The organism is Aquimarina macrocephali JAMB N27 (assembly GCF_000520995.1).
GTDB classification, from domain to species: Bacteria; Bacteroidota; Bacteroidia; order Flavobacteriales; family Flavobacteriaceae; genus Aquimarina; species Aquimarina macrocephali.
Genome location: NZ_JACA01000001.1, coordinates 91,659 through 107,822, shown reverse-complemented (window position 1 = coordinate 107,822; position 16,164 = coordinate 91,659). Strand labels below are relative to the sequence as shown.

The 16,164-nt window shown below is 33.1% G+C and carries 15 protein-coding genes; 8 read left to right on the top strand and 7 right to left on the bottom strand.

Going from position 1 to position 16,164, the window contains the following annotated elements; translation table 11 throughout:
• Positions 1 to 24 precede the first annotated feature (24 nt).
• From Z054_RS0100520 to Z054_RS0100490, 7 genes are all read right to left on the bottom strand, one after another.
• Positions 25 to 651 (bottom strand): cytochrome c3 family protein, encoded by a 627-nt coding sequence (locus tag Z054_RS0100520; protein WP_024768147.1) that lies wholly within the window; start codon positions 649 to 651, stop codon positions 25 to 27.
• Positions 644 to 1,342, bottom strand: a complete 699-nt coding sequence (locus Z054_RS0100515; RefSeq protein WP_024768146.1) for a nitrate reductase cytochrome c-type subunit — start codon at positions 1,340 to 1,342, stop codon at positions 644 to 646. Before Z054_RS0100515 ends, Z054_RS0100520 begins: the two co-directional genes overlap by 8 nt.
• Positions 1,343 to 1,345: 3 nt before the next feature.
• A complete protein-coding gene (locus Z054_RS0100510; protein WP_024768145.1) occupies positions 1,346 to 3,670 on the bottom strand; it encodes a molybdopterin-dependent oxidoreductase in 2,325 nt (774 codons plus the stop codon).
• 4 nt (positions 3,671 to 3,674) lie between these two features.
• Positions 3,675 to 3,914, bottom strand: coding sequence for a hypothetical protein (locus tag Z054_RS0100505; protein WP_024768144.1), 240 nt, complete (start codon positions 3,912 to 3,914; stop codon positions 3,675 to 3,677).
• A 7-nt stretch (positions 3,915 to 3,921) separates the two neighbouring features.
• A complete protein-coding gene (locus Z054_RS0100500) occupies positions 3,922 to 5,181 on the bottom strand; it encodes an alginate export family protein (RefSeq protein WP_024768143.1) in 1,260 nt (419 codons plus the stop codon).
• Positions 5,182 to 5,733: 552 nt separating this feature from the next.
• A complete protein-coding gene (pdxH, locus tag Z054_RS0100495; RefSeq protein WP_024768142.1) occupies positions 5,734 to 6,342 on the bottom strand; it encodes a pyridoxamine 5'-phosphate oxidase in 609 nt (202 codons plus the stop codon).
• Positions 6,342 to 8,738, bottom strand: a complete 2,397-nt coding sequence (locus tag Z054_RS0100490; protein WP_024768141.1) for a heavy metal translocating P-type ATPase — start codon at positions 8,736 to 8,738, stop codon at positions 6,342 to 6,344. The genes pdxH and Z054_RS0100490 overlap by 1 nt, the downstream gene beginning before the upstream one ends.
• Positions 8,739 to 8,880: 142 nt before the next feature.
• Between Z054_RS0100490 and Z054_RS0100485 the strand changes: the two genes are divergently transcribed.
• The 8 genes from Z054_RS0100485 to Z054_RS0100450 all read left to right on the top strand — a co-directional run bounded on the left by Z054_RS0100485 (position 8,881) and on the right by Z054_RS0100450 (position 16,115).
• The gene (locus Z054_RS0100485; protein WP_024768140.1) at positions 8,881 to 9,729 is read left to right on the top strand and encodes a universal stress protein; all 849 of its coding nucleotides are present in this window, start codon (positions 8,881 to 8,883) and stop codon (positions 9,727 to 9,729) included.
• A gap of 12 nt (positions 9,730 to 9,741) precedes the next feature.
• Positions 9,742 to 10,593 carry a universal stress protein gene (locus tag Z054_RS0100480; RefSeq protein ID WP_024768139.1) on the top strand — a complete coding sequence of 284 codons (852 nt, stop codon included), beginning with the start codon at positions 9,742 to 9,744 and terminating at the stop codon, positions 10,591 to 10,593.
• A 41-nt stretch (positions 10,594 to 10,634) separates the two neighbouring features.
• Positions 10,635 to 11,489, top strand: a complete 855-nt coding sequence (locus Z054_RS0100475; RefSeq protein WP_024768138.1) for a universal stress protein — start codon at positions 10,635 to 10,637, stop codon at positions 11,487 to 11,489.
• 85 nt (positions 11,490 to 11,574) lie between these two features.
• Positions 11,575 to 12,417, top strand: coding sequence for a universal stress protein (locus Z054_RS0100470; protein ID WP_024768137.1), 843 nt, complete (start codon positions 11,575 to 11,577; stop codon positions 12,415 to 12,417).
• A gap of 73 nt (positions 12,418 to 12,490) precedes the next feature.
• The gene (locus Z054_RS0100465; protein ID WP_024768136.1) at positions 12,491 to 13,342 is read left to right on the top strand and encodes a universal stress protein; all 852 of its coding nucleotides are present in this window, start codon (positions 12,491 to 12,493) and stop codon (positions 13,340 to 13,342) included.
• Between the two features lie 96 nt (positions 13,343 to 13,438).
• Positions 13,439 to 13,861 (top strand): hypothetical protein, encoded by a 423-nt coding sequence (locus Z054_RS0100460; protein ID WP_024768135.1) that lies wholly within the window; start codon positions 13,439 to 13,441, stop codon positions 13,859 to 13,861.
• A gap of 35 nt (positions 13,862 to 13,896) precedes the next feature.
• On the top strand, positions 13,897 to 14,733 hold the full coding sequence (locus Z054_RS0100455) for a restriction endonuclease (RefSeq protein WP_024768134.1): 837 nt from the start codon (positions 13,897 to 13,899) through the stop codon (positions 14,731 to 14,733).
• An 11-nt stretch (positions 14,734 to 14,744) separates the two neighbouring features.
• The gene (locus Z054_RS0100450) at positions 14,745 to 16,115 is read left to right on the top strand and encodes an MBL fold metallo-hydrolase RNA specificity domain-containing protein (RefSeq protein WP_024768133.1); all 1,371 of its coding nucleotides are present in this window, start codon (positions 14,745 to 14,747) and stop codon (positions 16,113 to 16,115) included.
• The last annotated feature ends 49 nt before the right edge of the window (positions 16,116 to 16,164 follow it).

The window sequence follows — 16,164 nt, the reverse complement described above, 5'->3', positions numbered from 1 at the left end:
TTACATGAAAGTGTGATAGCTAAACTATTCTCGTTCTTTTACTTTTTGAGTATTATACCCGGCAGGCCACCTGGTTTCAAAACCTGGATTGTGTGGGTTGTGGCAATTTACACAGGTCATTGATGCTCTGGGAGGAGCCCATCCTCCTAGCTTTTTGCCATGTGCACCACCTTTCCAATCTTTAAACTGTTTACTGTGGCATTGGCTACATAATTTATAACTTCTATTAAAATCAATGCTTGTGCCTGTTAAACTAGTTAAGTTGTCCATATCATTACCATTATGACAAGTAATGCAGTTCATAGTATTTAAATCTGCATGAGCCAGCTTAATATCCCAATGTGCTTTTTTTGAAGGATCTTTACTTTTTAATTCTTCTAGTGGTTTGGTATGACATTCGGTACAGGCGTATGATTTGATTTCACTTTTACGTTCAGGAATCAAAAATGTATGTGCTCCTTCTGTAATTTTGATTGTTTTAATACCTTCTAAATACTGTTCTGAGGAAATAGAGGTACCGTGATAATTTTTACTCTTGGCCTCTATTTTATCCGTAATATTATGGTATTCACCTTCTCCGTGTTTACATGAAAATAATATGACGGCAAGGAAAGTATACATCAGAATATGTATGTTATTATATCTATTCATTTTCAGTAATATTAGCTCTGGTGAAAACTTCAATATCAGTTACTGCTTTATCTCTAGGAACATGACATTGCCTACAATTTATACGCTCTGGATGAGATACTCTTATCTCTTTTGGAGCTGCAGGTCCAGCATGGCAAGACAAGCAATTTTCTCTCATCTGTATTTGATGCGGGATCATTGGTGGACTCCCGGGTAAAGCATTATTTATCCCAACTTTTGGAGCATAAGCCTTTGCAAAACTATTTTCAGTAAAGAGAGTTTCAGTCTTTTGTACTACATGGCATTGCCTGCAATTAACCATTTTTGGATGTGGTGTAACTGGTGCATATGCATTGAACTTTTGTACAAAACCTCCGTTTTCATGACATTGCAAACAGGTATTTGCTCCTAAACTCATTTCTTCCTTTACAGGATGCGGGATACTGGGTGGCGCTCCAGGATATGCTCTATTATCATAATAAGTGTCTAATGATCTTTGATGTTCTTCATCAACGGGCATATTTGCATATTCTAATGCCAATCCAGAACGCTTGAACACACCGCTCTCTGACGGGATGAATGTATCTGTTGAATTTCCCTCAATAGGGATATAACTTTCTTCCAAACCTTCTTGATAACTATAATTCCAGATAGTGATAAAGGCTATGAACAACAATAAAAAAAGTGATATGATTCCGAGTCTCTTTTTCATAACCTATGCTTTTTCAACTTTAACAGCACATTTTTTATAATCAGGTTCTTTAGAAATTGGGCAGAAAGCATCCAAAGTAACGTCATTAATTAGCATGTTTTCATCGAAGAAAGGGACAAAGACCTGACCTTTGGTAGGTAATCCTCTTTTGTTTATCGATGCGGGTAATATACATGAACCTCTACGTGATGTTACTTTTATATTTTCGCCATCTCTAATTCCTAATGCTTTTGCATCTTCTGGGTGAAATTCTACATAGGCACTTGGCATCGCTTTATGTAATACAGGGATTCTACGTGTCATAGAACCTGTATGCCAATGCTCGATAACTCTTCCGGTATTTAACCAAAAAGGGTATGCTGCATCGGGAGATTCTGCTGCCGGTTCATAAGGACGTTGCCATATGACTGCTTTTCCGTCTGGTTTTCCATAAAAATGAAAATCTTCACCGTTAGAACAAGCCGGATCATATTTTGCATTAAAGCGCCATTGTGTAGATTTTCCGTTTACATAGGGCCATATTGCTCCGGATTCTTTCTTAAGAACTTCCAAAGGTGCCATTCCATGTTTTGCTCCTTCATGAAACTGTCTATATTCATTATAAATTTCTTCAACGTGATTTTCTTCACTATACGGAAATAAATCACCATACCCCAAACGTTTAGCAACTTCAATTGTCATCCATGCATCTGGAGTTGTTTCTCCGGGACCATCTACCATTTTATCCCAGTGTTGTGTTCTTCGTTCAGAGTTTCCATACAATCCGCTTTTTTCTATATGCCATGATGCTGGTAAAATTACGTCTGCTACATCAGATGTTGGCGTAGGAAAAACATCAGAAACTACAACAAAACAAGAGTCTTTTTCCATACCTGGGCGATATCTACCTGTTTTTGGTAATGAAACCAGTGGATTAGTTACTTGCGTCCAAATAAATTTAATATCCCCACGATCAACAGCTCTAAACATTTCTGTAGCATGATATGTTGGTTTAGAAGGAATATTCTCATAAGGCACTTTCCATATTTTTGCTGCCAAGCGTCTATGTTTTTCATTCATTACAACTCCTTTAGGCAACTTATGAGTAAAAGTACCTACTTCTCTTGCAGTACCACAGGCAGATGGCTGCCCTGTTAATGAAAATGGTCCATTCCCTGGTTGTGAAATTTTTCCGGTAAGTAAATGAATGTTATAAACTAAGTTATTCATCCAGGTCCCTCTTGTATGTTGGTTCATCCCCATACACCAATAAGAAACCACCTTTTTATTTGGATCTCCGTATATAGAGGCTAAATATTTAATATCTTTTGCAGATACTTTTGAATACTTAGCTACCTTTTCTGGAGTATAATCGTTTAAGAATTTTTTATAAGCTTCAAAATCTATTTTTTGTGGTTTGTCTTTAAATTTGTAATTATCTTCCAGACCATATCCCATATTGGTTAGCCCTTTGCTAAAGTTGCAATGTTTTTCTACAAAAGATCTGTTTACCCATCCATTATTAATAATTTCATAACAAATTGCATTGGCAACGGCTAAGTCGGTTTGAGGCTCAAATAATATAGATTTATCAGATGCAGTACTAGAACGTGTTGTACGTGTAGCAAAATCAATAATCTTAGCACCTCTTCTGTTTTTTTGTTCGAGCATTCTGGAGAATAATACCGGGTGCATCTCTGCCATATTATTACCCCATGTAATGAAATAGTCTGCATGGTCGATATCCTCATAACAGCCCATAGGTTCATCAGCACCAAAGGAGGTTAAAAAACCTGTTACTGCACTTGCCATACATAAACGGGCATTACAATCTAAGTTATTTGTACCGATTGCACCTTTCATTAATTTTGAAGCAACATATCCTTCCGGAATTGTGGATTGACCAGAAGTGTACATCGCTACACTATCTTTGCCATGCTTTTGAATAGTCTCCTTCATTTTATTGGCAACAATGTCCAAAGCTTCATTGATTGGAGTTTTAACGTACTGACCGTTTTTCTTTACCAATGCATGAGTTAATCTATCTTTTGATTGAATACACATGATTTGGTGGTATCCCTTTACACAAAGTAGTCCTTTATTAACACTACTCTTAGGATCTCCTTTTACGGCTACGGCTTTTCCGTTTTCGGTTCCTATAAGCACTCCGCATCCTACACCACAAAATCTACATGGAGCCTTTTTCCAATCGATATCACCGCTTGGCAATCCTTTTTCCTGTTCGTCTGCAAATAAGATTCCCGGAAACATAGTTGCTGCAGCAGTCATCGCAGACAACATAGCCATCTTTTTTATGAATTTTCTTCTGTTAGTGAGAGAGGTATACATAATACTAATTGTTTTGTGGTGTATTAAATCCAGAAACCATAGCTAATAGTTTTAGGCTTTCTATAGTGTCTAGTTTTTCTTTTAGAATAGCTTCTTCATTTTCATTTTCAGTTTCTGTAATTAAGATGAGTACATCCTTATTATTGGCTGGCATGACTTCACAGTGCTCTAGTGAAGATAGTGCATTGATAAGTTCATTTTTTTCTCCTTTTTTCGGATGTGCTAAATAACTCTTAATTGGCATAGTTTTATTATTTATTGGTTGTAAATAGAGTTGGTTTAATTGTCACCATGACCCATCCCCAATTATTGGTATTGCCATCAAAATTGTTTTTCAGTGTCTCCATTCCGTCTGAAGCAAAGAGATGAGAATATCCAGCTTTGATGGTTACATTCTTTTGTAAATTATATGAAAACACAAGATCTATTTCTGTACCCAGTTGTTTTTCATCTGTAGGCAAATCTGCTGCTGCCATAAAATTATGTGCAGCTACATTTAATGTAGATTTTTGACTGAATTTTACATTAGCTTTTAGATACAAGTCGATTAGTCCAACATTTCCGATATGATTTCCAACATAGAAATAATCCATTAATCCATTAAACTTGTGATTGGTACCATAAAAAGGAGTAAAGGCTTCATTATCTCCATTAGCAGGTGCTCCATTATCGTTACCACTTTGTAGTTCTCCACCAAGTAATACTTTCCATTGTTCTGATAATTTATAGTCTGCCTCTAGACCTAATAAATATGCACTTAGGTCATTATCACCCAGATCATTTCCAAATTGATAATAAAGATTAGATACAAGGCCAAATTTTCCTTTTTTGTATTTTAAATGAGTTCCTACAGTTTGACTATATCTGCTTTCATTATTATTAGAATTATCTGGATCTGTAAACTGTAATCCATTGTTAAGAAAAAGGAAGCTTCCCGAAAAACTCTCCCAATCTTTATGTAACCATAGGTATTGAATACTTTTATACGTATTCGGTGTTGTAAGTGTATGTTCTGTTAGAGATTCTTCTCCCCGGTTAAATGCAAAACCTAGATCGAATTTGAAGCTGTCTTTATTATATTTTATAAGTGCAGCATCATGACTTCTGGCTTGCTGTGCCCAACCTACGTTCCCAAAAATACGCTGATCGTCATATGCAATTTCCTGACGTCCTAGTTTTAATGATATATTGGGATTAAAAAGAATTTCTCCCCAAGCTTGATGAAGACTAAAACCATTTTTGTCTGCTGTATTGAGTTGGGGTACATCTCCCCAGACTCTTACATCTTGCAGACTTAAATAAAAGTTTAATTTTTCCATTTTATATCCAGCATTTAATCGTGTGCGCTGAGATACAAATGTTGCGGGGTCTGCATCATCTGGGAAAAGAGTTTTAAATCCATGTCTGTACTCGAATCGAGGTCGTACTTCGGCATCGATTTTTAATTGAGCATTAATATTTGTGATGAATAATGTGAAAAAAATGAGAGTACTAAGTTTAACGAGTTTCATAGTAAGATTTGATTATAAATTAACTCCGGTAAATATTGGTTCATTAATTATTGCGTGCAATGATATCAATCAGGTTTAATATTTTTAATGTAAAAATTGACTAAATAAAAGGCGCAAAATCAATCATCATTCTCATTTTTTAATAATACTCTGAGTAAGCTATTTATTTTTCTCAGATTATAAAATAAACAAATAGTTAGATGTCTTTTTTCACCTTATAATATACGGATAAAACTATTCTCTAATGGGATCTTAAAGCATGATAATTATCATAAAGCCAATATATTAATTGAATCTAAATAAGAATAGAATTCAGGAATAAACCCTTCTCTTTTTTGAAGACAGACCTAATGTGCAGTGAACTAAACTCATATGTGAAAAAAATGTTAATTACGGATGGTTTTATGTAAATAATATCTTGTTAGGAAAAATCAGTTTTAGTAATGGATATTTACTAAAATAATTATCAAGTAATCAAAATTTTTAGAAATTAGAGTGAAACACTCGGGAGTTTATATTTCTAATATAATTATGATGAATGAATATTATTATCTATTCATGAGTGTATCCTGTATCCTTGAGCCAGTTATAATCTGGCAGAAGTTTATATGTTATGGTGCGAGTATGCTTTTCTATCTGATTATGTTCTATAAATTCAAATCTATTGGGCTTAATCATATATCCTCCCCAATGCTCTGGTCTTGGAATAGTCTGATTTTTGAATTTGGTTTCGTAGTGTTTTAATTGATTTTCGAGCACTTTTCGTGAAGAAACTACTTTACTTTGATCAGAAGCCCAAGCTCCTAATTTACTGCCTTCTGGTCGTGATTCGAAATACCCTTCAGATAAGTTTTTGGCAATTTTTTCTGCTGTTCCCGAAATTAAGACTTTCTTTTTTGCTGCTGTCCAATTAAAAGCAATAGAAACCTTGTTGTTTTGTGCTATGGCCTTTCCTTTTTCACTATTATAATTTGTGAAAAAGATAAAACCCTCCCAGGTGAAGCGTTTTAATAATACAATTCTACTTTTGGGAAAACCATCTACGCCGATGGTGGAGAGTAACATTGCATTAGCTTCATCCTCGGGATGAGCTTTATCTACCTCATGAAACCATTGTTGAAAATGTTGGGTTGGGTTATGGTCATCAGAAGCATTCATCATTATTTTGATTTTAATTTTCTTCCAGACCAGTTTGTAAGCACAGTAACATATGCAACAATTGAGATAGAACTTAATGGCATTAGTATTGCTGCTATCACAGGAGAAAGTTGACCGGTAACAGCAAAATACAGGCCTATAATATTGTATAAAAACGATAGGGCAAAACTTGATTTAATAATTGTAATCGCTTTTTTAGATATGTTAAGATAAGAGGATATGGTATCAAATTTTGAAGCATCAAGAATTGCATCACAGGCTGGAGAAAACACATTTACATTTTCTGAAACAGCAATACCTACATCACTTTGGGCTAAAGCTCCTGCATCGTTTAATCCATCACCAACCATGATAACATTTTGATCGTGCTTCTGTAGTGATTTAATATAATTTAATTTATCATCTGGTTTTTGATCAAAAAATAAAGACGTGTTTTCTGGGAGTAATTGTTTTAAATATTCTTTTTCTCCTTCATTATCACCTGATAAAATAGCGAGTTTATAATCCTTATATAATTGATTAAATACCTTTTTTACTCCTTTTCTATATTGATTGTGAAAAATGTAACGACCTTTATATTGTTCATTTGTACTAATATGAACTGCAGTATTTATGATTTCAGGATTGATGTTATTTCCCACAAAATTTGCTGATCCTATCTTGATAGTATCTTCCTTTAATTTACCTTCAATTCCTTTTCCAATATGTTCATGATATTCGTCTAAGGTTAGAATATCGTGTTCTGCTAATATATCATAAAGTGTTCTGCTAAGTGGATGATTTGATGCCCGTAAGGTGTTTTTGAGCAGGGATTCTTCCTCTGGCGTTAGTATCATTCCTTCATAAGTAACTTCGCTTGTAATTGTGGTAGTTATGGTACCAGTTTTGTCAAAAATCATGGTATCTACTCTGGCTAATCGTTCTATAACATCTGCATTTTTGAGATAGAATTTGGTTTTTCCGAAGATGCGAAGGATGTTACCCAAGGCAAAAGGTCTTGCTAAAGCTAATGCACAAGGGCAAGCAATAATAAGTACTGCGGTGAATACTTGTGCTGCTTTTGAGGGATCAACAAATAGCCAAAAAGAAGTAGCGAGTACAGCGATACATAAGATTGTAATGGTAAAATATTTACTTATCGTATCGGTAAGATTAGTAAATGAAGCAGTTTTATCTTTATTAAACACATCATTACTCCATAATTGTGTAAGATAGCTTTGTTCTACAGATTTTAAAACTTCAATTTCTATAGCTCCATAAAGTTGTCTGCCTCCTGCAAAAAGTGTATCACCTGATTGCTTAGTGACCGATTCACTTTCACCAGTTACAAAGCTATAGTCAATTTGGGCATCGCCTTCGATAAGAATTGCATCTACCGGAATTAACTCTCCATTTCTGATCAATAGTCGATCTCCTTTTTTAATATCATAGACTTGTATATTCTCTTCTTTTCTTACTTTTTTGTGTTTTGCAACAGCAATTTTTGTTACTGCAATGGGGAAATAAGATTTATAATCTCTTTCGAAGGATAAAAAAGAATAGGTTTTTTGCTGGAAGAATTTTCCTAGTAACAGAAAAAATACCAGTCCGGTAAGGCTATCAAAAAAACCGGTTCCCCAATCAAAAATAATCTCTGTAGTACTTCTTAGAAAAAGAACCAGAATCCCTAAAGCAATCGGAATATCTATATTTAATATTTTGGATCGTAATCCCTTGTAGGCAGAAATAAAGTAATCCTGAGCAGCATAAAAAACTACGGGTAATGAAAAAGCAAACATCAACCAACGGAAAAGGTGTTTGTATTGTTCTAACCAGTATTCTGATACTTCAAAATATTCTGGAAACGATAAGAACATCACATTTCCAAAAGCAAAACCTGCAATACCAAGTTTATAAATCAAGCTTCGATTTATTTGTGTCTTCCCTGTGGTGTAGTCATCCAAACTAATATAGGGTTCATAGCCTATAGAATTAAGTAAAATGACCACTGTTTTAAGTGAAATACGATCACTATTAAAAGTAATACGAACTGTTTTTTTAGGGAAATTAACTTGAGATGCTGTAATTGCTGGTTGAAGCTTATGTAGGTTTTCTAATATCCAAATACAGGAACTACAATGCATATGCGGAATATACAGTGTGATGATCTGAGTGTTACCATCATTAAATTCTATTAATTTCTCAGCAATAGAAGCAGTATCGAGATAATCGTATTTTCCTTGAATTTCTTCAGGAATGGCGCCAGGAGCAGATTGTAAATCATAATAACAGGATAAATCATGAGTCGAAAAAATTTCAAATACAGTTTTGCACCCATTACAGCAGAATGTTTTTTGATCAAATTTGATTACCGTTTTACTGCAATCATCTCCACAGTGAAAACAAGTATGCTCTGACATAGAATTTATTTGCTACAAATATGAAAAAGTAAGCCTTTATATAATATGATAAATGTCATGATTATTCAACTGATAAAAATCATAGTTTAGGTAGTTGTAATTATCTAGTTTTGAGTGTAACATATCAAAAAAAAAGTAAGCGATGAGGAAAATATTGATTCCCACAGATTTTTCAGAAAATGCCATGAATGCTTTACGATATGCTGTTGAATTTTTTAAATATGAACGGTGCGATTTTTTTATTCTACATGCTTATGCCGATGAGGTATACAATCATAATACTTTGGTTTCCCGTAAAATTTTTAATGAGCTAAAAGAAAAAATACATAAAAACTCTGATTTGGCCCTAGAGAAGGTGTTTTCAGAAATAAAAAGTATTTCACCTAATCCTCAACATGAGTTTAAATTACTACCGATGTTTGGAAGTTTAATTGATGAGGCTAATGACTTAGTTGATAAAGAAAATATAGATATTCTGGTTATGGGTACACGAGGAGAAACTGATGATCGAAAACTTACTTTTGGAAGCAATACCTTACAAGTGCTTAAATATGTAAAATGCCCTTTGTTGGTAATCCCAAGTGATTGTAGTTATAATCCGCCAAAAAATATTTTATTTCCTACAAATTATCAATTACCATTTAAACGAAGAGAACTAAAATTGTTTAGTACATTAACTAAAAGTTTTAGATCTGTTATTAATTTTTTTTATATATCTGATTTTGAGAAGCTTTCTATCAGGCAAGAAGATAATAAGTATTTCTTAAAAGAATCATTATCTCATGCAGAATTGAAATTTCATCAAGAGGCAGCAGAAGACCTTACCCATGCTATAAACCTATTTATTAAGAGTAATGAAATAGACTTTTTGGTAATGGTAAATTCAAGGCGTTCTTATTTAGAAAACCTTTTAGATCAATCTACAATTGATAAAATAGGATTACGTATTAAGATTCCTTTTTTAGCGATGCAAAATTTACAACGATATTAAAATCATATAGAGATGAAACGAATTTTATTACCCACCGATTTCTCTGATAACGCATTTAATGCGATCAAATATGCATTGAATCTATTTAGAGATGAAGAAACTACTTTTTATTTACTCAATACATTTACACCTGTATCGTATCACACTGGATATCTTATAGAGAACCCTGCACCGTATGGCATGGAAGATATTGCAATGATAAATTCTAAACGTGATATAGAGCAAACAGAAGAAAAAATAAAAGAAGAGTTTGAGAATCCAAAACACAATTTTGTTAGATTATCAACTTTTAATACTCTTATAGGTGAGATTAAGGAGGTTGTTGAAAAGTATAATATTGATCTTATAGTAATGGGTACTAAAGGAGCTACAGGTGCCAAAGAAGTCTTTATTGGTACACATACTATGTATACAATAAAAAAAGTGAATTGCCCGGTTATTGCAGTTCCTTCTGGTTTTGAATTTGAAAAACCTAAAGATGTTTTATTTCCAACAGATTATAATCTGAGTATGGATAATAAATATTTGCCTTTGGTAAAAGAAATTTGTGATAAAAATATTTGCAGACTCAATATCTTAAATGCTTATTATGGAGTTACTTTAGGAACCGAACAGCAAAAGATTAAGGAGGGATTAGACAAGTATTTTAAAGATAATGCTCATATTTTTCACATCGCCGAAGGAATGGATGTGCTAGAAGCTGTAGAAGATTTCCAGAAAAAGTACAAAATCGATTTATTGATCATGATTCACAATAAACACTCTTTCTTTGAAAATCTATTATTCAAACCGGTAATTAACCAAGTAGCCTATCATACTAATATCCCTTTTTTGGTAATTCCTTCTAAAGAAAGGATAGAGTAATAATTAATTATAGACCTCATAGGTCTAATAAATATAGACAAATGAAACAAATTCTAATCCCTACAGATTTTTCTGACAATGCATGGAATACTATATTGTATGCTATAGAATTATATAGAAATGTTCCCTGTGAGTTTTATTTGTTAAACACTTATGATCTTGAACCAGTACAACTTATAAGTATTGTAAGTTCTCAACGTGTTGGACATCTTTATGAAGCGGTTAAGGTAGAATCTGAGCGAGGATTACTAATGACAATGGAGGATATCAATAACTCTAAACCAGGATTGAATCATACCTTTAAAACCATAAGTAAAAAAGGATCTTTGGTACAAAACATAAACACACTTTCAGAAAATAATTCTTTTGATATGATCATTATTGGTACCAAAGGAGCAACCGGGAGTAAAAATCTTTTTTTAGGAAGTACTACACAAAAAGTAGTTAAGAATGTATCACATTGTCCAATTCTCATCATTCCTGATGATTCCTATTTTAAAGAAATTTCGGCAATAGCTTTTGCAACAGATTTTGAACGAATGTATCATAAGGCTGAGGTAACTCCAATACTAGAATTTGCCAAAAATCAGAATGCGACTGTTAGGATGATTCATATATATGATAAACCTAACTTAGGTCCTTTACAACATTATAATTCTAGCTCATTAGAACACTATTTTAAACGTGTAAAATATGATTTTCATGTTATGCCAGATTTTTCAACAGTAGAGCATGCTATCCAGGAATTCATTGAAGAACTAGAAATTGATATTCTGGTAATGATTAATTACGAACACAGTTTTGTAGAAAGAATAATAAAAGAACCAATTATCAAAAAAATGACATTTAATACTGTAATCCCTTTTTTAGTGATCCCTGCTGATACTGCTATTTGAGAGTTTATATAGACATGAGATTTGTCATAGTATTCCTAGTATTATAAAGCTAGTTTTATAATATAATTAGTAAAACTGAAAAGCGATGAAAAGAATACTTGTTCCCACGGATTTTTCTAATAACGCCTATGGTGCCCTTTTTTATGTCACCCGTTTATTTCAAGATCAGGAGTGTAAATTCTATATTTTGAATACTTTTGATGTAGATACTTCTGTTTTAACCAGCAGAATTAATACTACCAAAGGAGATTTGTTATATCAGGAATTAAGTAATGAGTCGCAGGAAAAACTTACCGAAACACTTCATTCTATAGTTAGAGATACAGAAGATTTTAAGCATACGTTTGAAACTATTTCGGTTTCCAAAAAACTCACCGATACCATTAACAAAACAATAAAGAGTAAAAACATTGATCTTGTAGTTATGGGGACTAAGGGAGCTAGTGGTGTTAAAGAAGTTCTTATAGGAAGTAATACCGTTAAAGCCATCAAAAATATTAAGGATTGTGCGATACTGGCGGTACCAGATGAATTTGATTTTAAAAAACCTACAGAGATTGCTTTTGCAACAGATTTTAAATGTCTTTATAGTATAGAATCTTTAAAACCTCTTCTGGAGATTGTTACCGTATTTTCTTCAAATATTAGAGTAATGCATATCCATGAAGAAGAGAAATTAGACGAAATACAAGAACATAATCTTAAGAGTCTTAAAGAAAATTTCAAAGACTATAATTATTGTATTCATTGGATTCCTCGATTTACTCAAAAAGCCAAACTTATAAATGAATTTATTGATGATATGAATATTGATATGTTATGTATGTCACAATACAAACATAGTCTTATAGAAAGCATTACACACGAACCTGTTATTAAAAAAATAGGATTTCATACGCCTATTCCTTTCTTGGTTATTCCTGAGTAAAGCTGATAATTATCATAGTTTTTGTAAGGCTATATCCATAAATTGATAAGACTAATCCTAAAAGACCTAAGTGATGAAAAAAAAGATTTTATTACCCACGGATTTTTCAAAAAACGCGTGGAATGCTATACTATATGCTATAGAATTATATAAAAACGAAACATGTGATTTTTACGTACTTAATGTGTTTAATGCAACAGGTTATGCATTAGAAAGTATGATGATTCCCGAACCAGGAGAACGACTTTATGAAGAGGCTAAAGAGAAATCAGAAAAAGGCTTAAGTAAAATCGAGGAAAGGTTAAGTTTTAGAGATGATAACCCTAATCATAAATTTTTTATAATATCTGAATTCAATACTGTATTGAGTGCTATCAAAGATACTGTAGAGAAAAAGGATATAGAGATGATCGTTATGGGAACCAAAGGGACTACTAATGCTGGGGATTTGATTTATGGTAGTAATACAGTTTTGGTGATGGAAAAAGTAAGAAATTGCCCTGTTATGGCTATCCCAGAGGATGCTAATTATAAGGAACCAAAAGAAATTGTGTTTCCAACCGATTATAAAACTCATGTCAAACGTAGAGAATTGCAATATCTTATTGAAATAGCAAGGATCACTAATGCGGAAATTAAAATTCTTCATATAACTAACGATGATACCTTAGAAGAAGAACAAGAGAACAATAAAAAACTACTCATAGAATACCTTGATGGTTTACAATACAGTTTTCATACACTGCATAATATAGATGTAAAAGGAGGACTTAGCAGTTTTGTTGAAAGTAGAGGAAGTGATATGATTACTTTTATTAATAGAAAACATAGTTTTTTTGGAAGTATATTTTCAAAACCAATGGTAAAAAGTTTGGGGCATCATTCTAAAGTCCCTGTATTAGCACTGCATGATTTAACAAATTAGGTAAGTATGGGTATCCGGTTTGTCGTTTTAATAATCTTTATAACTACTTACTGGGTACTCTTTTGTAATCGTAGAACATAAAATAGATTTAAAAATATGAAACATATAGGAATCTGGATAGATAAAGAAAAGGCTCATGTCATTTTGGTAAAAGAGGATAATGAGGATATGACAACTATAGTATCAGGAATAGAGAATTTTCGCATACATGGTGGTTCTGGTACACGATTTAAAGGCGGACCACAGGATGTGGTTCAGGATAGTAAATATCTGGAGCGCGAAAAACACCAGTTTAAGGCTTATTTTAAGAACGTAGCTTCTCATATAAAAGATGCAGATAAGATCGTAATTTACGGACCTGCAGAAACAGGAGAAAAATTCAGTAAAGAATTAGAGATAAACTATAAAGAAATAAGTAAAAAGGTAAAGGATGTTATCAAAGCAGATAGTATGACCGATAATCAAACCAAAGCTTTGGTAAGATCATATTTCAAAAAAGATCAGCAGCGTATTCATTAAGGTGTTTAGTTGTATTTCATATTTAAATAATTTTAATGCAAAACCAGAATTTTGATGTTATAAAATCTTCTGGAGAAAAAGTTAAATTTTCACTCCAGAAACTTCGTAATTCCTTAAAACGAAGTGGTGCAGATGATAGAGCAATAGAACATATTCTGGGAATTGTTAGAGACGAATTATATCAGGGTATTTCTACCAGAGAAATTTATAATCGTGCTTTCGCATTACTTAAAAAGAAGAAATCTGTTTTTGCTTCAAAATATAAGCTAAAAAAAGCGATTTATGAGTTGGGGCCAACGGGTTTTCCTTTTGAACGTTTTGTCGCATCTATATTACAATATTCTGGATATCAGGTAGAAGTGGGGCAGATCATTAAAGGTATGTGTGTCTCTCATGAGGTTGATGTAGTGGCCAGAAAAAATAGTGATTACCTTGTTATAGAATGTAAGTTTCATAGCGAAGAGGGGCGTAACTGTAATGTAAAAGTCCCTTTATATATCCATTCCCGATTTAGAGATATTGAAGCTCATCATGAACATAGCGGGAAGATGATTCCTAATGAAGGTTGGGTAGTGACCAACACACGTTTTACAAAAGACGCAATTCAATATGGCAAGTGTGCAGGATTGTATTTATTAAGTTGGGATTACCCTAAAGAGAATAGCCTTAAAGACAGGATTGATCGTTTAGGGCTATATCCGATAACAGTGTCTACACTTTTAACAAATCGTGAAAAGCAATTTTTATTAAGCCGAAATATTGTTTTAGCAAAACAATTGATAGAACAGATTTTTTTTCTGGATCATTTAGGTATTTCTGAAAAACGAAAACAAAATATTATGAATGAAATCAAAATGCTATGTACAGCATAAAATAGAATCTTATGCCATCAATTAAAATTCACTTTTTGGGAGCTGCCGGGGTTGTTACTGGGTCTAAATTTTATATAGAAACTCCTCAAAAAAACATATTGATTGACTGCGGTATGTTTCAAGGAATAAAAGAATTGCGAGAATTAAACTGGCAAGATTTACCTATCGATGCTTCTTCGATTGATATTATACTGCTTACTCATGGGCATTTGGATCATACAGGTTATTTGCCAAGATTAATTAAGCAAGGGTTTGCAGGAGATATTGTAGCTACAGCACCTACATTGGCAATTACAGAAATCATTTTAAGAGATAGTGCAAAGATACACGAAGAAGAAGCCGAAAAAGCTAACAAAGAAGGATATTCTAAACATCACCCTGCGTTACCTTTTTATACCAAGAATGATGTAGAGAAAACAATTAAATGTTTTAAAAGAGAGGAGAAAGATACCTGGATCTCGTTATCTAAGGATATACAATTTAGATTCAGATATAATGGACATATTATTGGGTCTACTTTTATCGAGTTAAATCTTTATGGAAAGATATTGGTGTTTTCTGGAGACTTGGGAAGAACAGATGATGTATTACTTTATGCTCCAGAAAAACCAGATTGGGCAGATTTTCTTTTTATAGAAAGTACTTATGGTAATAAGTTGCACCCTCGTGAAGTTGTTGAAGAAAAACTCATCACTTTGATTAATGATACATTGTATAACAGAGGGATTTTGATAATTCCTTCATTTGCAGTAGAAAGATTACAAGCTTTGATGTATATACTTTGGAAACTATATCAAAAAAACCGCATACCAAACCTTCCTGTTTATGTAGATAGCCCCATGGGGAATAATGTGCTTTCTGTTTTTGAAAGCTTTCCCGGCTGGCATAAATTACCAATGAATGAATATCATGCGATCTGCAACCATATTAATATTGTGATGTCTTACAAAGAGACCTGGGAGGTTATCGATAATCCTCATCCAAAAATTGTTATTGCAGGCAGCGGAATGGTAACAGGAGGTAGAGTACTTACATATTTACAACAACATATAGATATTGATAATACTTCTATAGTACTAGTAGGTTTCCAGGCAGAAGGAACCCGTGGCAGGCAATTGCAAGAAGGAGCTCATGAGGTTAAACTATTTGGTAAATATTACCCGGTAAAAGCAAAGATTCATAATATAGAGAGCCTATCGGCTCATGCAGATCAGAAAGAATTATTAAACTGGATGAGTGAGATTAAAAATATACCCGAAAAAGTTTTTCTGGTTCATGGCGAAGCTACTGCTGCAGACACATTACGAGTAAAAATACAAGATACATACCACTGGAAAGTTCATATCCCTAAGCTATATGAGGTTATAGAGATTTTGGTTTGATTTTTTATGATAAATAAAACTAGTGCAAGGAATAAGAAACTTAGTTCTT